The sequence below is a fragment of the Bacillus sp. RC51 genome, from assembly GCF_044908115.1.
GTDB lineage: Bacteria > Bacillota > Bacilli > Bacillales > Bacillaceae_G > Bacillus_A > Bacillus_A mycoides.
Window position 1 is genome coordinate 258246 of sequence record NZ_JBIYCW010000003.1, and the last position, 17261, is coordinate 275506.

The following is a 17261-nucleotide window of genomic DNA, read 5'->3' on the forward strand; positions in this document are numbered from 1 at the left end:
GAACAAAATAAGGTGGTTTTCGAGTGTTAAAAACTGGATAGAAAATGTATATTAATGGATTTCCTTCGCGTGATATATAGTTGTTAGCTTGTTTTTAAATGCTAATAGATATAAGTAAATAGAGAACAAAAAACTTTAGAATGAGCCTTACAAAAATGTAATAAAAATGTAAGCTATTGTGATAGTTATTTCGACAATTTTTTTATACAATAATAGTAACAAGTTGTACGTGAATGAAAGGGGAGATGACATGGAATGGGTTCATGAATTATTTCAGCAATATGGGTATTATGTAGTACTTGTAGGCCTGCTGTTAGAATATATTGCACTTCCGTTTCCGGGAGAGCCAACATTAGCATATGCGGGGTTTTTAGCACAGAAGGGTGATCTAAGTTTACCTATTTTAATTATCCTATCCTTTATTGGGACAAGTGTAGGAATGACGATTCAATACTTTTTAGGTAATAAGCTTGGTATGCCTTTTGTTCAAAAATACGGGAAGTACGTATTTTTAACACAAAGAAAAATTGATTTAACGAGAATGTGGTTCGATAAATATGGATATTTCCTTATCTTTATTGGCTTCTTCATTCCTGGTGTACGTCATTTTACAGGATACTTTGCAGGTATCATTAACTTACCGTTTCGCCGCTTTGCAATTACAATTTATTCAGGTGCTTTATTCTGGGTATCGTTCTTCTTAATTGGCGGCTACTGGTTAGGTGGTAACTTACATGATATTTTCGGATTACTGGGAGATCATATCGGCAAAATCATTTTCGGAGCGATTGTCATTGTGGCAATTACGTTAAGCATTCGTTTCCGCAAGCAACTAAAACGAGTATTTTTACAAAACGCAAGTTAATATGGAATCCATTCTATGTCAGATTTTAGGAAGGCAGTGCAAAAGCACTGCCTTTTTTATTGTATTTTCCAGTTTGCTTTTATTTTTCCATCGATACCGTAACCGGTGGCTGGTATATAATACGTTCCTATTTTTTTCTGTATGTGATTATTAAAATCTATTATCTAAGTTATATATTTAGGAGAATATAGATTTATTTTTGACATGTATATAAGTCAAAATGACAATTATAATTGACAAATATAAGGATATTATTTACAATTTTAATTAAATAAATGAAAAAGAGGGAAGACATGAAGCTTCAAAATCGAGTGAGGGAATTTCGAGCAAAGCATCGTTTATCACAAGGGGATTTAGGGAAAGCGATTGGCTCATCACGGCAAACCATTAGTTTAATTGAGCGCGGAGATTATGCACCATCTATTGTGTTATCGCTAAAAATCGCACAAATTTTTGGAGCGCCGGTGGAGGAGATATTTATGTTGGTGGAGGGGGAAGAGGACGATGAAGATGAAGAGTAAACGAAAAAAACAATTTGATTTTGTGGGGAAAATAGCATTAAGTATGATGGGTGGCTTTTTAACATCTTATATAGCTTTAAATTTACTCTCGAATGAACCGAGAAAATTATCATCTAATACATTTATAGGTGTATGTACTATTTTTGGAATCTTAATGATGTACTACACTTGGAAGAATACACGTATGTTAGCGAAGGCACGCGATGAAGAAGAGAGCGTACAAGGCAGAAAATTAGGCATTATAAGTATATATTTACGTGTAGGTGATATAGTTACGCAGGCATGGTTTGTATATGCAGTTATTACATGTAGACGTGCACTGTTACAGGATACAAATGTGTCATTTGCAGTGTGGAATTTAGTAGCTTCTATTGTCTGTTTAACTATTGTAGTGGTTATCGGGCTCATAACAAAAAATCGTTATAATAAGCTATATCCTGAACAAGGTGTAACATATATGGAATCTATGAAAATGTGGACGAAAAACGCAGATGAAGGATTAAAGCACATTGTGCATGAGGCTGGATATAAAGCATATGAATTTACGAATACAATATTGGCATATGTATGGTGGGCTGCCGTTATATATACAGCGGCTAGTGATATCGATTTTGTATTAATTGGCTTAATCTCATTTATTTGGATATTGCATCTCGGAAAATTCATGTACGAAATGCAGAGAAAAATGATTTATTAAGGGGAGAAAAAGGTGGATATTTTAAGAAGGCCAGCTGGTTCCATGACGGCGGCGCTAGTTTTGTCCATTTTATACGGAGTAATCCGAACTGGGAAATTAGAAGTAATTTTGAACCTATGGGCAATAGTTGGAATTTCATTGTTAGTGTTAGCCATTCATGAGTTAGGACATGTAGCATTTGGTGTAATAGGTGGTTTGACATTTAAATTTATGACAGTAGGACCCATTACTATTCAAAAAGAAAAGGGGAAATTACGCATTCGAGAAAATAAATTATGGGCATACTTTGGAGGCGTTGCAACACTAGTACCACCCTCTATAGAGACACCGAATCTTTCAGAAAAATGGGCATGGCTCACTTTAGGTGGACCGATTACAAGTTTACTATTCGGTATTACTTCAGGTTACATATACATGGTAAGTTATTATCAATATCTTTTATATTTTTCCTTTTTCCATTTTGCAATCTTTGCGGTTACAATTGTGCCGATAAAAGGAACGCTTCTGAGTGATGGCATGCAATTTCTCATTTTAATTAAAGATGATGAAAAAGCTAAGCAGCATTTATATACGATTCAAATATCGAGTGAGTTATTTAGTTATAAAAGACCGAAAGATTGGGATGAGAGATTAGTAGAACTTAGTGAGGAAAAATTAAAAGAGGATAAAAGTATAAGAGAGATAATGAGCGGACTTATGCTCGTCTTTTATGCCCGAGCTGATCAAAAGGGAATGGAAAGAGCGATACCGTATATAGAACAAATTGTTCAGCTATCTGTAACGAAGGAAAATAAATTTTTCGTTGGTAGTTTTCATAGTTGGTATCTTTTATATAAAGCTCTTTATCAGATGGATAGCCTTTCTCTGCAAGAAGCAAAGGAACATGCAAAGGCCATTACCAAAATGGATTTAAATGGATATTACCGTACACAAGGAATTATTAAATATTTAGAGGACGATATGGAAGCTTCCCGCATTTATATGAAGAAAGCTGATAAAGAATTGGAGAGTGCTGAGAAGAGTGGAATGGGATATTTACAAGTAGAGAGAGAATGGTTTGAGCAGCTACAGGCGAGGGTATCTTACGATGGGTGAGGTATCCTCTTTTTTATATGTCATCTTATTCGATTTCATAAAAAACGAAGTACAGGTAGAATAAAAGAGATAGGAGGAGATACATATGGAAATTTTATCGATTATTTTGATAGTCTTGCTCATTTATGCTGTTTTTAAAGTGGCGTATGTAGCATTAAAGATACTCGCGATCCTATTAATTATCTTTTTAATCGTTGAGTTCGGCAGTAAGTTACTTGGGGGATAGGCATGTTGTGCGTTTTGAGTGTCGAACCGTCGATATAATGAAAAAATCGCTGATATAAGTGGAGAAACGATCGATATATTTTAAAAATCGTTGATATATTTAATTGAATACTAAGTGGGGTATATGGGAAAGAAGTTGCCGTGGAGGTAACTTCTTTTTATTTTGGGGATGGGGTATGAACAGGAAAGAACAGGCAACAAAAAAGCTGGAAGAGTATCTTCCAGCTTAAGAGTTACTTTCAATTTGTTGACCATTTTCTTCTTCGTGGTCTTGTAATAGGTTGAATACGTCTGCTAGGCAGAATGCGATAAACCAAGTCCATAGACCGTGGAAGAAAGCTGAGCTTAATTGAATTGGTAATGTATAGTTTGTCATTGAGTAGGAAATACATCCACCAACGATTCCGATCATTGTTAATAACATTGTTTTTTGAGCATTTTCTTCTGGATTGAAGAGGAAGAAAATGTATCCGCCTAAAATTGAAGCGCTTACAAGGGTTTCGATTCCATTAAAAATGATATTCTCTCCAAGCTCTGTGTTTGTCCAGAAACAGATCACGCCGCCGACGATGGCAAATAGGACAGCTAGTGTGTATCGTATATATTGATTCATATGTTCATCTCCTTATGTAATAAGATGATTTGGAAGTCAAAAAGGTAGGTATAGTATATTGAAGTGAATTTTAGTTGTACGTATCTTTTATAAAAAGATCAGTGAAGAATAACTAAGATGATCGGTTTTTTTAAACCGTTACGTGTATGGTGTCTGAAATATACCCGACTGCTCGTTTCTTTTTGCTTATAAAAATAAGAGAAACTTCCAAGTCTATATACTCTTTTTTGTTAGTCTAGTTTTATTATAACACATTTAGTGATACAATAATAGAATTATCTGATTTTGTAATAAGTGTAAAAAATAAAAAGCGCAAGGAATTGTAGTTCCTTGCGCTTTTTTATATACGTTTGAAACGGCCGACAATTTCAACTGTTTCAGTAATGTTCATAAATGCTTTATTATCCACTTGGCGGATAATACGTTTCATTTCGCCCAACTCGTAGCGAGTTACGACAGTGTAAATCATTTTTTTCTTATGGTTTGTATAGCCGCCGACAGCATCTACCATTGTTACGCCACGTATGCCGTGATGTAATAGTGAGCTTTTTATTTCCTCACCTTTTTCTGTAATTGTCATTATCGTTAATTTAATATGTTTTGTATGCACGGCATCAATTACTTTGCTGACTACAAACCGACTAATTAACGTATAAAGCGTAATATCCCATCCGAAAATAAATCCTGCTGCAACAAGTAAGATTAAGTTGAATCCAAAGATGATTGCTCCAATTGAAACATCGCGATGTTTCGCTACAATCAATCCAACAACATCAAAACCACCTGTTGAAGAAGCAAATCGGAATATGATTCCTGAGGCAGCACCGCAGATGACACCACCGAATACAGAAGACAGCAAAATATCATCTGAAACTTGGTGTACTGGGATAATGTTCATCGCTAAAGATGATACAGCCACAAAGTATGCCGTTAAAAAGGTTGTCTTCTTTCCTAAGTAAAAGTGACTTAAAATAAGAAGCGGAATGTTTAGTAAAAAGATAAGTGCTCCGATATTGTAGTGCATTAAATAACCGATAATCATCCCTACACCAGCGAACCCACCGCTAATCATATTATGCGGGATAAAAAACATATTCATAGAAATTGCATACAAAATAGAAGCTATAAAAATAACAACTAACTGTATGATAAATTCTAAATGAAATGTTTTAGCTGCTGGGAAGGATAAAAAGGCGGTGTCGGGAACGTAATCGGCGTCTCCTAGTTGACCCATAGTATGTTTCATCTCCATATTCATTTTTGATTACAAGAAGAGAATAAAGCTTTTTTCAAAAACTGGCAATAGTTTTATTATAATGCAAAAATTTTATAAATTTCTAACAAATTAAACCTATTCAAAGATACGTGTGAATATACTAAAGAAAGCGAATACATTGGTTTTCTAGCATAATTTTTTGAGAAAATATGCAAAAAAAACTTTTGAGAACAAAAGGAAATAGAGAATGTTTGCTGAATATGCTAAAATGACTTTATTAAGGATGTGAAGCGATGGAATTTTTATTGCAGGATGCAATTCTATATATATCGTTTGTAACGACAGCGCTTTGTGTATTAGAAGTCTTTTTTCTTGCTAACGTTTCTCGCTTTGTGCGTCAGCAAGCATCGAGCGGTAGACAGAGAGCTTTTAAACTAGTAGATACGTGTGAAGAGGGTACAAGAAATGTACCGCTATTTTCTATTTTTTATAAATATGGAATGATTCGTTCTGTCCGCAGACAAGAATCGAGTGGAGAGAGTGACGAGGTAGGTCCGTATACACCAATGTTTCGCTAATTAATTACGAAACATTGGAGGAATGAACATGTTAAAATCATACCGAGCTAGGCTCATTAGTTTATCATTATTACTTGTTTTTGTTTTATCTGGCTGCAGTAATGCAGGTACAATTGATTCACATAGTACGGGAATTTGGAACCATTATTTCGTATATCCAATCTCATTTATGATTCAATTTGTTGCTCATCATATACCTGGTGCTAGCTTCGGGATTGCCATCATTATCATGACGCTCGTTATTCGTTCAGCAATGATTCCATTAGCTGTTTCACAATATCGTAGCCAAGCGAAAATGAAAAAAATGCAACCTGAATTACAGAAGCTGAAACAGAAATACGGTGATGTGGGTAAAGATCTTGAAAAACAAAAGCAGTATCAAAAAGAAATGTCAGAACTAATGAAATCAGGCGGTTGGAATCCGTTAGCTGGGTGCTGGCCAATCTTTATACAAATGCCGATTTTCTCTGCTTTGTATTATGCGATTAGCCGAACTGAAGAGATTCGTACATCTTCATTTTTATGGGTGAACCTAGGACATGCAGATCCATATCATATATTACCGATTATCGCAGCGTTAACAACATTTATTCAAATGAAGGTGTTCCAATCAAATGTAACGCCTGGAGAACAAGTTCAAATGCTGAAAATACAGCAAATTATGATGCCTGCAATGATTCTATTTATGGGATTTGCGGCGCCATCAGGACTGGTGCTGTATTGGATTACAGGTAACTTATTTACAATGACACAAACAATTGTATTAAGAAAAGTAATGGAACGTGAAGAATTACAATTACAAAAAGCTTAGAAAAACACCGCTCGTGATGAGCGGTGTTTTTTATTTAAATCGTTAAGGAAATTTTAAGAAACCAACATTATTATTGGCATTGTATACGAAAGTGTACATGCTTTAGAAATATGAAGGAGGAAATTTCCTATGAAGAAGAAAACAGTTGGATATTTAGCAATTGCAGGTGCTTTATCATTTGGAATTATAGGAGGAGCTGGTATACCAGCGTTTGCGGCAACTAATACTCCAGCAGCTGAGCAAGTTACAAAAGGAACTGCGAAGAAGAATTTAGATGAAGCAACAAAACAAAAAGTAAAAACGATTATGGATGATACAAAGAAACAGTTAGAGGGATTAGGTGTGAAATTCCCAGAGAAGGGTAAGCACAAGGAAATGTTTGCAGGACTAGATGATCAGGCGAAAGAAAAAGCAAAGTCGATTCTAGAGCAAGAAAAATCCGGGAAATTAACTCGCGAACAAGCAAATGAGGAATTAACAAAGCTAGGCGTGAAATTCCCAGAGAAAGGTAAGCACAAAGATATATTCGCGAATTTAGATGAGGCGACAAAAGAAAAAGCGAAGTCCATTTTTGAGCAAGGGAAGTCCGGAGCATTAACGCATGAGCAAGTGAAAGAGAAATTGAAAGAATTAGGCGTAACGCTTCCAGAGAAAGGGAAGCATGGTGACATATTTGCGAATTTAGATGAGGCGACAAAAGAAAAGGCGGAAGCAATTTTGAAGCAAGAAAAGTCTGGAACACTAACTCGTGAGCAAGCGAAAGCGAAGTTGAAAGAACTAGGTGTGAAATTCCCAGAGAAAGGGAAGCACGGTGATATGTTCGCGAATCTAGATGAGGCGACAAAAGAAAAAGCGAAGTCCATTTTTGAGCAAGAAAAGTCAGGGAAATTAACTCGCGAGCAAGCGAAAGAAGAATTGACAAAACTAGGTGTGAATCTTCCAGAGAAAGGGAAGCATGAAGACATCTTTGCAAACTTAGATGAGGCGACAAAAGAAAAAGCGAAAGCGATTCTAGAAAAGGAAAAGAAACAATTAGCAGATTTAAATGTGGATCTTCCAAATCATAAATTTTTTATGAAAAATGAAGATAAATAATTGAACTATGTCGTATCTTTCGTGTGGGCAACCGAGGGATATGATGCATGCGAGGACCGATTTCTGTAAGCAGAAATCGGTCCCTTTTAATGATTCAATAAAATTCTTTTCATTGTTAGTATGTATCCAAAGATGCAGTAGAAGATTGCAAAACCGATAAACACTTCAGTATATTGGTATTTACCTAATACGTAGAAGGAAGCAGCTGGTATAATAGCTACCGCTAAAATGCTATAACCAGGATACTTATATCGATACATGATAGCGAATATAAAAGAAAGAACCGTAGCGATGATACAAAAAATAGCAATCATTATTAGTACACTTCCTACATGGATTATACCATTTTTAGGGAATTAGAGAAAAATGGTAACTTCTGTTATAATATAAGAAGAGAAATATTTCTTATGTTATATAAAAAATATATTGATTTTTTCTAACAATTCAATATAATGGGAAACAACTACAAAATTCGACATCAAGAAGTGATGATGAGGATATGATCAGTTTTTTACGATTATCAGAGAGGGAGGCCTTTGGCTGTGAGCTTCCTAATACGGGAAAATCGATTACCACCTCTGAACTGCAGCAGTGAACGGATATCTAGTAATTGCATGCCGGCAAAAACCGTTATTTAGACTTGAGAAATTGGTGAAGTGTGTCACTTTACTAATTGAAACAAGGGTGGAACCACGAATACAACACTCGTCCCTTTTTTAGGGAGGAGTGTTTTTTTATTTCATTTTTGCATCACACTAGAATTGGAAGGAGGATACGCAGCATGCATCATGATGAGAAAAACAAAATTGGTTTAACAGTAGCACTCTCTATCGTAGTAGGAACTATTATTGGGTCTGGTGTGTTTATGAAACCAGGGAGCGTATTAGATTACTCAGGGAGTTCTAATATGGCTATTCTTGCTTGGGTAATTGGTGGTCTGTTGACGTTAGCAAGTGGTTTAACAGTAGCCGAAATTGGAGCGCAAATTCCGAAAAATGGTGGGTTGTATACGTATTTAGAGGAGATTTACGGAAGTTTTTGGGGGTATTTATCTGGCTGGATGCAAACAATTGTTTATGGACCAGCTATTATTGGAACGTTAGGTTTGTATTTTAGTTCTTTAATGATCAATTTTTTCTATTTAGATAAAGTCTGGAATTTACCAATCGCAATTGGAACAGTTGTGTTCCTAGGCGTTATAAATAGTTTGGGAACAAAATATGGGGGCATCGTCCAAACGGTTACGACAGTTGGGAAGATGATTCCAATTATATTAATTGTTGTGCTAGGGTTTTGGAAAGGGAATAGTGATATCTTCAACGTAGTTGTACCGATATCAGAAAATCAAAGTATCGGGATGGCAATTTTAGCAACTTTATTTGCCTATGATGGCTGGATTTTGCTTGCTTCTATTGGCGGAGAAATGAAGAATCCAACAAAGTTATTACCGAAGGCAATGACAGTTGGGATTTTAATTGTAACAGCTGCTTACGTATTAATTAACTTAGCGTTACTAAATGTATTACCAGCAGCGGAAATCGTAGCCCTTGGAGAAAACGCAACGGCGACAGCTGCGGGAATGTTACTTGGAGAATATGGCGGGAAAATTATTAGTATCGGTATTATCATTTCTATTTTCGGTTGTTTAAATGGAAAGATTTTAACATTCCCACGTATTCCGATGTCGATGGCAGAGCGTGGACACCTTCCGTTTTCTAAGTTTATTGCAAAAGAAAATTCGAGATTTAAAACACCAGCGAATGCGATTACTGTTGAAATCATATTAGGAATTATTTTAATGATTATTAGTGATCCGAATAAGCTATCCGAGATTTCCGTATTCATTATTTATATTTTCTATGTAATGACATTTATAGGTGTCTTCATCTTAAGAAAACGTAACAAGAATAAAGAGCGTGCATACAGTGTACCGTTATTCCCGATTGTACCAATCGTTGCGATTTTAGGATCGTTGTTTGTACTTGGAAGTGCAATTATTAACGATCCGGTAAGCTGCTTCTTATCAATTGGAATTGTATTTACTGGACTTCCGGTGTATTGGTACTTAAATAAGAAGAAAGAAACTGGAGTTTAATGATTGAAGGGCAGGCGTATTATACGCCTGTTTTTTTTGTTGTAAAAAAATTTGTACTTGCGTCCACTTTCTCTTTTGGTTACTATAATGGTAGTAACCAAAAGAGAAAGTGTGGGGAAAGGCTTGAATTTTCGTGTATATATTTTAGCTATTGCAGCTTTCGTAGTCGGAACGGTTGAGCTAATTATAGGAGGAACGCTTGATTTAGTTGCTAATGATTTAGGTGTGTCGATTAGTGCAGCTGGTCAGCTTATTACAATATTTTCAGTAGTATTCGCTCTATCAGGGCCGGTTTTATTAGCATTAACAGGCAAGTTTGAAAGAAAAAAATTGTATGTTGTGGCATTATCAATTTTCTTAATTGGAAATATCATTTCGGCATTTAGTGTGAATTACGAGATGTTAATGTTCTCGAGGGTAATTTGTGCAGCGAGTGGATCGCTTATTATTGCACTATCGGTAACACTTGCTTCTAGTGTAGTAGAGCCGCATTTCCGTGCGCGTGCAATTGGAATCATTTTCATGGGTATTAGTGGATCACTCGTACTTGGAGTACCGCTAGGTCTTGTGCTCGGAAATGCATATGGATGGCGTGCACCATTTGTATTAATTTCAATATTGACGGTTATGGCGATTGCTTGTATTTCATTATTCTTAACGAAAGTACCCCCGGCATCGGTATTATCAATAAGAGAACAAATTGCTACGTTAAAGGATAAAAAAATTGTAAGTGCACAGTTAACATCATTTTTATTTTTAACAGGACATTTAACGCTATACGCATATTTAACACCGTTTTTAAAAGATGTGATGCATGTTGAAGCAAATTGGATTAGTGTGTTTTACTTCATTTTCGGAATTGCAGCGGTACTTGGAGGTGGCCTTGGCGGCTGGCTTGCTGATAAATGGGGATCGAAGAAAAGTATTATTTCCATCATTATCGTATTTGCATGTGCAATCTTTATGTTGCCGATGATGACATTCTCATTCCCGCTCTTCATTATTATGATGGGTCTTTGGAGTATGCTGAGCTGGGCAATTTCGCCAGCACAGCAAAACTATTTAATTGAAATTGCGCCAGAATCAGCTGGTATTCAGCAAGGTTTAAATAACTCTGCACTTCATTTAGGAATTGCGCTCGGTTCAACAGTAGGCGGAGTTGTTATTGAGAAATCATCTGTTATATATAACGCTTGGGTAGGCGGCGTTTTCATTATATTGGCACTGCTTTGTGCGATTTTCTCTATTACGAGAGGACGCTCGAATCAGCTTAGGAAAGAAGAATCTATCGTTTGATAGGTTCTTTTTTTTGTGTGTAAAAAATGCAGGGGTTAGTAGAGACATGGAGAAGGAAGTATATAGCGAGGTGATAGTATATGGATTATTCAATTATTGGTTTTATATTCACAGTACTTCCGTTATTTGTGATTGTTTTTGTATTTAGATGGATTCGTTTCATCTATCAAAATTCTGAGAAACAAGTAGAGCAAAATGAGAAGATTATTGAGCTTTTGAGGGAGATAAAGGAGCAAAAAAAATCGTAAAATGAACGTTCTGTATTTACAAATCAAAACCATCCGAAAAACCAACTACATAAAATTAAATTAGCGAAAGCGTAAAAAAGAGCTGTACCAAATGAGTATGTAAACTCCGTTTGGTACAGCTTTTTTTGTATGAAAAATTATATTATCTATTCAAATGGTAGAATCGATTTTGGGATTTGTTAATACCTCAACTTCATCAACAATTCCTTAATTTCTTCATCCTGCATAAAGAGGTCATGGTGCTTCTCTGTAATCTTCGCAAGTGCAACGTCATGATAGAAGAACTCCGTAAAGAACTTCACGAAAGGTTGTGACATTGTTTTCATCGCTTGCCATGATTCTTGCTCTACACCAGCAAATAAAATTTCACGATCGTCAACGATGAGTAGTAAATAACGCTCTAATGCGTTAGGTTCTTGAGCTGGGATTAAAAAATGCATGTTTTCTAAGTCAGTTTCCATTTTTCCAACTATGAGGGACTCGACTTGGACGCCTTGTTTTGCTTTTTGTTCTAGTAAAGGAAGATATTCTAAAAGGGTATCGTTCCATGCGGAGATGCGTATGGATTCTTTTGCATCTTCTACAAGTTGCCTACTTTGTACTTTAATAGAAGACTGCATTTTTAAACTCCAAACGCGGTCATCTGTAAATGATTTTTTAGAAATATTATTTTCAAGTTCTTTAATATTAGATTGGAATTCTGTCGTTAACTTTTCAATTGCTAGCTTGAGTGGTAATGCTGTATACAATTTTTTCTTTTCAGAAACAGAATCCATTACCATCCCTTTATCAATGAGTCGTGCTAACACTTCGTATATTTTTGCTTTTGGAACACCTGAATGTTTAACGATAGTTGTTGCATCTAATGGGTCATTGCTTGATACGACAACTTCATAAGCTTGGCTTTCATATTGTGAGAAACCGAATTTTTGTAGCATAGTTCCCTCCGAACGAATGAGATTATATAGTTTAAGGATAATGAACTATTTGTTTTTACACAAGTGGTAGTAGGTTTCTACTCAAATTGAGATGAGAATTAATTTCAATTTTTAAACTTTATCCATTATACTTAATATAGTGATTAATATGATTACAATACAACGAGAAGGGTAATTAACTGTTACGATTTATTTAACCAATTATAACTAAAGTTAATTAAATATATCAGTAAGCCCTGCTAGTCAAGTGATTGGCTAGTAGTGAGGGTTAACTGCGGGCAATCCCTAAAGCTGATTGAACTACAACGTGGCTAGAAATGGTGAGCGTGAATGTTGCGAAAGCAGAAAAAATCAATCAGATCGTGCAAGGTTAAAACCTAAACACTAGAACAATGGGTCTTCCGCCTCGAATCATCTAAGTCAAAATGGATAAGATGAACGTTCAACGACTATCTCGTATAACTGACGAGAGTACATCACAAGCCTATGGTGGTGGAAAAATCCTCTATCTCTAAGTAGATAAACATATAGTCTGCGCTCATGTGAAAACATGAGAAGTTCATAAAAGAACTGGCTAAGGAATTGCGCCCTTAGTTGAACAAGATAAATTTTATTGAATCTATCAAACTTTATTGAATTTATCGAACGTACGTGCTACGTTTGGTTCAATGAGGTGAGAATAATAATGAAATTTTCACGAGTTAGTCAAGTATCGGAATTAACAGGTTTGTATCCTGGTAGTCTCAGGAGAATGCTGGTGGAACACGCTACTATTCAGAAGAACAAATCTTTCATTAAAGAAGTTAAATTCTGATGATATTAGCGAAGAAAGTCAGACTGATTCCAACGCCTGAACAAGAAAAAGTGCTTAGAAACCATGCTGGTGCTGCAAGATTCGCTTATAACTATTGTAAAAGAATGAGTGATAGATACTATAAGCTATTTGGAAAATCTGTTTCACAGTTAGCTTTACAGAAACGATTTACAAAGATCAAGAAGCGAAAGAGATATGAGTGGTTACATGACATCAACGCACAAGTTCCCAAACAGGCTTCAAAAGATTTTGATACGGCGAGGAAACATTCGTTCAAAAAGTACAAAAATGGTTATCACACTTCTTATAAATCTAAAAAAGATTTAATTCAAGGATTTTATGCCAATTATGAAAGACTGATTATAGGAAAGAAAGTAGTTGATATTCAGTCTATTGGAGAAGTAAAAACAAGCCAACAACTACCAAGAAATAAAAAACCATCCAATCCAAGAGTTACATTTGATGGTCGTCACTGGTGGATTAGTGTAGGGTTTCAAGAAGACTTTGAATCACAAGAACTAACGAATGAGTCGATTGGTGTGGATGTTGGTTTAAAAGAGCTTTTTGTAGCTTCTAATGGTATGAAAGAACGAAATATAAACAAAGACGCCAAGGTTAAAAAACTTTTGAAAAGGAAAAAGTCAGCGCAAAGAGATATGTCTAGGAGATTTAAAAAAGGTGTGAAAATTCAATCTACCGGATATGAAAAAGCGAAAGCTGAACACCTGAGGTTATCTAGGAAAATTACGAATATCCGAAATAACCATATCCATCAAGCAACAGCAAAATTGGTGAAAACCAAGCCAATGAGGATTGTTGTGGAAGACTTATCTATCTCAAACCTGTTAAAAAACAAAAAACTATCGAAAGCATTTTCATTTCAAAAATTAAACTTCTTCTTTCAATGTTTGTCATACAAGTGCGAGAAGTACGGCATTGCGTATGTAAAAGCTGATAAATGGTTCGCCTCAAGCAAGATTTGCTCATGTTGCGGAGTGAAATACGACCATTCAGTTCAACCAGAAGGACAGTGGAGTTTAAAAATACGTGAGTGGCGTTGTGCTTCATGCAATAGCCATCACGATAGGGATGTAAATGCTTCGATAAATTTATCAAGATGGGTAAAATAAATGCTTGATAATAGGAGGTAACGATACTGCCTCGTGTGGAGTGTTATACCCCTCGTCCCTTCGGGGTTGCGAGAACACGATGAAGCACTAACTTGTGTAAATTTGATTGAATTGTATAGATTTAGTTAAGTTTATCGTATCGGGATGCTTGAGGGAATATGTTGAGAAGTTTACGTTTAAAAATTGCAGTAGTATTTTCGGTACTTATTTCTATGATGTTTGTAATATTAGGTACAGCTGTGTATCAATTGCAAAAAGAGAAAGAAACGCACTCCTTAGACCAGTATTCTGAAAATACGATGGATCTTGTGACAGAGCAGTTAACTGCATTTATGCAGCGAATTGAAGAAGATATGGGTCATTATGGATCTCATGATGATATTCAAAACATGCTACAAGATGGGGTTACTCCAGAAGAGGAGAGTTTTATTTTAAAGGAATTTTCAAGGTTTAAAAAGAATCATCCTGATATTTTAGATGTCTACATTGGGACGAAAGATAAAAAAACGTTGAGTGCAAATCTTGCAGATGGTGGGACAGTTCCAGAAGGATATGATCCGACGAGTCGCCCTTGGTATAAAGCGTCAGAAGCAGCTACAGAATCGACTATTTGGGGAGAACCACAATATGAAATCGCGACGGGTAAGTTAAGTATTGGAGTTTCAAAAGCCATTGTCGGACAAGATGGTTCTGTGTTAGGTGTTGTAGCAATGGATGTATCGCTAGGAACGATTCAAAAGCTACTCCATAATATTCAATATAATAATGGCGGAGAAATGTTTGTTATAAATGATAAAAATATTGCCATTGTGTACCCGGAGAAAGTAGGAAAAGATGTTTCGAAAGAACCACTTGTTAAAAGTTTAAATAAAGATGAAACGAAATTTGCGGCGGCGACATTAGGTGGAAAAGATGTAGTAGCCTATAGTCAATTGTTTGATAAGATGAAATGGAAAATTGGGATTGTATATCCGAAAGAGTCAATTGATAACTTACTCGTAGAAACAAGAAATACAGTTATTATAATGGCATGTATAAGTTTATTAATTGGAATATTAGCTTCATATTTATTCTCAAGAAGATTAGCAAGACCATTACAACTATTAACAAATCACGTTCAAAAAGTAGCGGAAGGTGATTTAACGTTGCAAATGAAGGTGACAAGTAAAGATGAGGTTGGTACGCTTACGATTCACTTTAATCATATGGTTGAGCAAATGAATGAAATGGTAAGTAAAATTAAAAATAGTGTATCGACAGTACAGAAATCGACTCACAATCTGCATTATTTAACGAATGAAACTGTAGCAGCTAGTAGAGAAGTTTCAGGTGCAATGGATGATGTGAGCGGAGGCGCGTCTACTCTTGCTAATAGTGTAGATGAAGTTTCAGCACAACTTGAAAATATGGCACAGTCGATGGAACAGATGAATAGTTCCGTTGGTGAAATAAAGGGAGTGACCGGCAAAGCAGAGGAAGCATCTAAACATGGGCTCAATACGATGCGGAATTTAGTTCGTACGAGAGGACAATCATCTTCTATCATTGTTCATACAGAGGAAGCGTCTGGTAAGTTAGAGCAAAGAGTTGGATCGATTCAAAATGTTGTAGAGCTTATAAAAGGTATTTCGGATCAAACAAATTTACTTGCTTTAAATGCTTCGATTGAAGCAGCACGTGCAGGTGAACAAGGTAAGGGATTTGCGGTTGTTGCTGAAGAGGTTCGAAATTTAGCTGAACAATCAAAAGAGGCAACCGGAGAGATTGCAACGATGATTGGTGATGTACAATTAGAAGTAAAGCGAGTTGTAGAAGTTGTAAGTAAGTTGAAAGATATTGCTGATATACAAAATAAAGTTACGACAGAGGCGGAGACAGAATTCCGCACAATCATGTCAGTCGTAAGTACAATTAGTGCTTCAGTAGAGAAGATTGTAGCAGAAGTGCAGAATATAGGTCACGAGCAAGAAGAAATTACAGATGTTATGCAAACAATCGCTGGTACGAGTCAAGAAAGTGCAGCTGTTTCTGAAGAGGTAAATGCAGCGACTGAGTCACAGGTTAATCATCTAGAGAAAGTTGCTCACACGATGGGAAGTTTGACAGAGAATATGAGAGACTTAGAAAGATTGATTGAGCAGTTTAAAGTAGAAGAGTAATGTATTAGTAAAATGATGAGGATTTCGGTAAAATAGACAATGGATATATATAAAGTAGTTATAGGAGGAAGATTATTATGGCAATTGTTGATGTATCGATTATTCCAGTAGGAACAGGTAATCCAAGTGTTAGTGAATATGTAGCAGAAGTACAAAAGGTACTAGAGAAAAATGCTGATCGTGTGAAGTATCAATTAACACCGATGAATACAGTAATTGAAGGCGATCTTCCTGTCATTTTAGAAGTAATTCAACAAATGCATGAAGTTCCATATACGAAAGGTGCACAGCGTGTTGCAACAACAATTCGTATCGATGATCGTCGTGATAAAGTAAGCACGATGGAGAAGAAATTAAACTCTGTTCGATCAAAATTATAAGAAAAAGCAGCGATCTTCGCTGCTTTTTTCATATAGGAGGAAATAAGATGAGTGAAAAGTTTAACGAGCAATTTGACGGTTTGCTAGAGAAATACACGGAATTATTACTTGGAGAGAGCAACGAAGAGCGAAAAGAGCAGGTACAGAAATGGGCACTTTATTCTTATATGGCTAAGACGATGCCAGCTTTAGTGAAACATTGGAATGAGACGTATCCAGATGCAAAAGAAGAGATGGTACAGTTAATTACGAATATTAAAAAGCTGAATGATGAGAAGCGAAATGAGAAGTAAGAAGGTTTGAGATAATGTTACCTCAAGTTTTTGTTATTAATATCCTTATATAATTTACATGAAATATAAATGGTTTTGTGAGCATGTCGAATATTTTCGGCATGCTCATTTTTTCCCTAGTAAACCCGTTTTTTCTGAATGTCGAAAAATATTTTCTTCATATTTATAAACGAGGATATAGGGTTTTAAATG

The 17261-nt window shown here is 35.8% G+C and carries 20 protein-coding genes, 1 pseudogene and 1 other annotated feature; of the genes and pseudogenes, 17 read left to right on the forward strand and 4 right to left on the reverse strand.

Annotation, left to right across the window (positions count from 1 at the left end):
* Positions 1-250 precede the first annotated feature (250 nt).
* From ABH959_RS09690 to ABH959_RS09710, 5 genes are all read left to right on the forward strand, one after another.
* Entirely contained in the window at positions 251-865 is a 615-nt protein-coding gene (locus ABH959_RS09690) for a DedA family protein (protein WP_002143668.1), read from the forward strand.
* Between the two features lie 275 nt (positions 866-1140).
* A complete protein-coding gene (locus ABH959_RS09695; protein ID WP_002067963.1) occupies positions 1141-1386 on the forward strand; it encodes a helix-turn-helix transcriptional regulator in 246 nt (81 codons plus the stop codon).
* Positions 1376-2083 carry a DUF3169 family protein gene (locus ABH959_RS09700; protein WP_043314342.1) on the forward strand — a complete coding sequence of 236 codons (708 nt, stop codon included), beginning with the start codon at positions 1376-1378 and terminating at the stop codon, positions 2081-2083. Before ABH959_RS09695 ends, ABH959_RS09700 begins: the two co-directional genes overlap by 11 nt.
* A gap of 42 nt (positions 2084-2125) precedes the next feature.
* The gene (locus tag ABH959_RS09705; RefSeq protein WP_002139250.1) at positions 2126-3178 is read left to right on the forward strand and encodes a zinc metalloprotease; all 1053 of its coding nucleotides are present in this window, start codon (positions 2126-2128) and stop codon (positions 3176-3178) included.
* 85 nt (positions 3179-3263) lie between these two features.
* Complete coding sequence (locus ABH959_RS09710; RefSeq protein ID WP_000404757.1) at positions 3264-3404, forward strand: DUF3985 family protein; 141 nt, start codon at positions 3264-3266, stop codon at positions 3402-3404.
* Positions 3405-3629: 225 nt separating this feature from the next.
* Here the strand turns inward: ABH959_RS09710 and ABH959_RS09715 are convergent, their stop codons facing one another.
* Complete coding sequence (locus ABH959_RS09715) at positions 3630-4016, reverse strand: DUF3938 domain-containing protein (protein ID WP_113938609.1); 387 nt, start codon at positions 4014-4016, stop codon at positions 3630-3632.
* 340 nt (positions 4017-4356) lie between these two features.
* Positions 4357-5250 carry a YitT family protein gene (locus ABH959_RS09720; RefSeq protein WP_000530031.1) on the reverse strand — a complete coding sequence of 298 codons (894 nt, stop codon included), beginning with the start codon at positions 5248-5250 and terminating at the stop codon, positions 4357-4359.
* Between the two features lie 275 nt (positions 5251-5525).
* Here ABH959_RS09720 and ABH959_RS09725 point away from each other — a divergent pair, with 275 nt between their 5' ends.
* The 3 genes from ABH959_RS09725 to ABH959_RS09735 all read left to right on the forward strand — a co-directional run bounded on the left by ABH959_RS09725 (position 5526) and on the right by ABH959_RS09735 (position 7716).
* Positions 5526-5810 carry a hypothetical protein gene (locus ABH959_RS09725; protein WP_002015967.1) on the forward strand — a complete coding sequence of 95 codons (285 nt, stop codon included), beginning with the start codon at positions 5526-5528 and terminating at the stop codon, positions 5808-5810.
* 28 nt (positions 5811-5838) lie between these two features.
* Positions 5839-6621 carry a membrane protein insertase YidC gene (gene yidC, locus ABH959_RS09730; RefSeq protein WP_002015966.1) on the forward strand — a complete coding sequence of 261 codons (783 nt, stop codon included), beginning with the start codon at positions 5839-5841 and terminating at the stop codon, positions 6619-6621.
* A gap of 129 nt (positions 6622-6750) precedes the next feature.
* Positions 6751-7716: a hypothetical protein gene (locus ABH959_RS09735; protein ID WP_219374967.1), complete on the forward strand. Its 966-nt coding sequence runs from the start codon at positions 6751-6753 to the stop codon at positions 7714-7716.
* A gap of 86 nt (positions 7717-7802) precedes the next feature.
* On the opposite strand, the gene ABH959_RS09740 is transcribed toward ABH959_RS09735, so the two are convergent.
* The gene (locus ABH959_RS09740; RefSeq protein ID WP_219301023.1) at positions 7803-8030 is read right to left on the reverse strand and encodes a hypothetical protein; all 228 of its coding nucleotides are present in this window, start codon (positions 8028-8030) and stop codon (positions 7803-7805) included.
* A 165-nt stretch (positions 8031-8195) separates the two neighbouring features.
* Positions 8196-8432: a binding site (T-box leader), on the forward strand.
* Between the two features lie 65 nt (positions 8433-8497).
* On the opposite strand from ABH959_RS09740, the gene ABH959_RS09745 reads away from it, so the two are divergent.
* The 3 genes from ABH959_RS09745 to ABH959_RS09755 all read left to right on the forward strand — a co-directional run bounded on the left by ABH959_RS09745 (position 8498) and on the right by ABH959_RS09755 (position 11355).
* Complete coding sequence (locus ABH959_RS09745; RefSeq protein ID WP_404492519.1) at positions 8498-9811, forward strand: APC family permease; 1314 nt, start codon at positions 8498-8500, stop codon at positions 9809-9811.
* Between the two features lie 111 nt (positions 9812-9922).
* Positions 9923-11107 carry an MFS transporter gene (locus ABH959_RS09750; protein WP_404492520.1) on the forward strand — a complete coding sequence of 395 codons (1185 nt, stop codon included), beginning with the start codon at positions 9923-9925 and terminating at the stop codon, positions 11105-11107.
* Between the two features lie 80 nt (positions 11108-11187).
* The gene (locus tag ABH959_RS09755; protein ID WP_404441942.1) at positions 11188-11355 is read left to right on the forward strand and encodes a hypothetical protein; all 168 of its coding nucleotides are present in this window, start codon (positions 11188-11190) and stop codon (positions 11353-11355) included.
* Positions 11356-11534: 179 nt separating this feature from the next.
* Here the strand turns inward: ABH959_RS09755 and ABH959_RS09760 are convergent, their stop codons facing one another.
* Positions 11535-12293, reverse strand: coding sequence for a TrmB family transcriptional regulator (locus ABH959_RS09760; protein WP_404492521.1), 759 nt, complete (start codon positions 12291-12293; stop codon positions 11535-11537).
* Between the two features lie 685 nt (positions 12294-12978).
* Between ABH959_RS09760 and ABH959_RS09765 the strand changes: the two genes are divergently transcribed.
* The 6 genes and pseudogenes from ABH959_RS09765 to ABH959_RS09790 all read left to right on the forward strand — a co-directional run bounded on the left by ABH959_RS09765 (position 12979) and on the right by ABH959_RS09790 (position 17069).
* Positions 12979-13107, forward strand: a complete 129-nt coding sequence (locus tag ABH959_RS09765) for a hypothetical protein (RefSeq protein ID WP_257475345.1) — start codon at positions 12979-12981, stop codon at positions 13105-13107.
* Positions 13107-14237, forward strand: coding sequence for an RNA-guided endonuclease InsQ/TnpB family protein (locus ABH959_RS09770; protein ID WP_404492522.1), 1131 nt, complete (start codon positions 13107-13109; stop codon positions 14235-14237). The genes ABH959_RS09765 and ABH959_RS09770 overlap by 1 nt, the downstream gene beginning before the upstream one ends.
* A gap of 215 nt (positions 14238-14452) precedes the next feature.
* A pseudogene (locus tag ABH959_RS09775) lies at positions 14453-15448 on the forward strand (cache domain-containing protein); the annotation flags it as partial.
* Positions 15449-15571: 123 nt separating this feature from the next.
* Entirely contained in the window at positions 15572-16396 is an 825-nt protein-coding gene (locus ABH959_RS09780) for a methyl-accepting chemotaxis protein (protein WP_404492549.1), read from the forward strand.
* A 77-nt stretch (positions 16397-16473) separates the two neighbouring features.
* A complete protein-coding gene (locus ABH959_RS09785; RefSeq protein ID WP_001018862.1) occupies positions 16474-16776 on the forward strand; it encodes an MTH1187 family thiamine-binding protein in 303 nt (100 codons plus the stop codon).
* Between the two features lie 47 nt (positions 16777-16823).
* On the forward strand, positions 16824-17069 hold the full coding sequence (locus tag ABH959_RS09790) for a YusU family protein (protein ID WP_001290599.1): 246 nt from the start codon (positions 16824-16826) through the stop codon (positions 17067-17069).
* The last annotated feature ends 192 nt before the right edge of the window (positions 17070-17261 follow it).

Bases quoted from the DNA above. Each gene is read 5' to 3' on its own strand.
- ABH959_RS09735 (WP_219374967.1), top strand. From the start codon at position 6,751: ATGAAGAAGAAAACAGTTGGATATTTAGCAATTGCAGGTGCTTTATCA.
- ABH959_RS09755 (WP_404441942.1), top strand. From the start codon at position 11,188: ATGGATTATTCAATTATTGGTTTTATATTCACAGTACTTCCGTTATTT.
- ABH959_RS09780 (WP_404492549.1), top strand. From the start codon at position 15,572: ATGGATGATGTGAGCGGAGGCGCGTCTACTCTTGCTAATAGTGTAGAT.
- ABH959_RS09745 (WP_404492519.1), top strand. From the start codon at position 8,498: ATGCATCATGATGAGAAAAACAAAATTGGTTTAACAGTAGCACTCTCT.
- ABH959_RS09705 (WP_002139250.1), top strand. From the start codon at position 2,126: ATGACGGCGGCGCTAGTTTTGTCCATTTTATACGGAGTAATCCGAACT.
- ABH959_RS09710 (WP_000404757.1), top strand. From the start codon at position 3,264: ATGGAAATTTTATCGATTATTTTGATAGTCTTGCTCATTTATGCTGTT.
- ABH959_RS09720 (WP_000530031.1), bottom strand. From the start codon at position 5,250: ATGGGTCAACTAGGAGACGCCGATTACGTTCCCGACACCGCCTTTTTA.
- ABH959_RS09760 (WP_404492521.1), bottom strand. From the start codon at position 12,293: ATGCTACAAAAATTCGGTTTCTCACAATATGAAAGCCAAGCTTATGAA.
- ABH959_RS09740 (WP_219301023.1), bottom strand. From the start codon at position 8,030: ATGATTGCTATTTTTTGTATCATCGCTACGGTTCTTTCTTTTATATTC.
- ABH959_RS09770 (WP_404492522.1), top strand. From the start codon at position 13,107: ATGATATTAGCGAAGAAAGTCAGACTGATTCCAACGCCTGAACAAGAA.
- ABH959_RS09790 (WP_001290599.1), top strand. From the start codon at position 16,824: ATGAGTGAAAAGTTTAACGAGCAATTTGACGGTTTGCTAGAGAAATAC.
- yidC (WP_002015966.1), top strand. From the start codon at position 5,839: ATGTTAAAATCATACCGAGCTAGGCTCATTAGTTTATCATTATTACTT.
- ABH959_RS09785 (WP_001018862.1), top strand. From the start codon at position 16,474: ATGGCAATTGTTGATGTATCGATTATTCCAGTAGGAACAGGTAATCCA.
- ABH959_RS09700 (WP_043314342.1), top strand. From the start codon at position 1,376: ATGAAGAGTAAACGAAAAAAACAATTTGATTTTGTGGGGAAAATAGCA.
- ABH959_RS09690 (WP_002143668.1), top strand. From the start codon at position 251: ATGGAATGGGTTCATGAATTATTTCAGCAATATGGGTATTATGTAGTA.
- ABH959_RS09765 (WP_257475345.1), top strand. From the start codon at position 12,979: ATGAAATTTTCACGAGTTAGTCAAGTATCGGAATTAACAGGTTTGTAT.
- ABH959_RS09715 (WP_113938609.1), bottom strand. From the start codon at position 4,016: ATGAATCAATATATACGATACACACTAGCTGTCCTATTTGCCATCGTC.
- ABH959_RS09695 (WP_002067963.1), top strand. From the start codon at position 1,141: ATGAAAAAGAGGGAAGACATGAAGCTTCAAAATCGAGTGAGGGAATTT.
- ABH959_RS09725 (WP_002015967.1), top strand. From the start codon at position 5,526: ATGGAATTTTTATTGCAGGATGCAATTCTATATATATCGTTTGTAACG.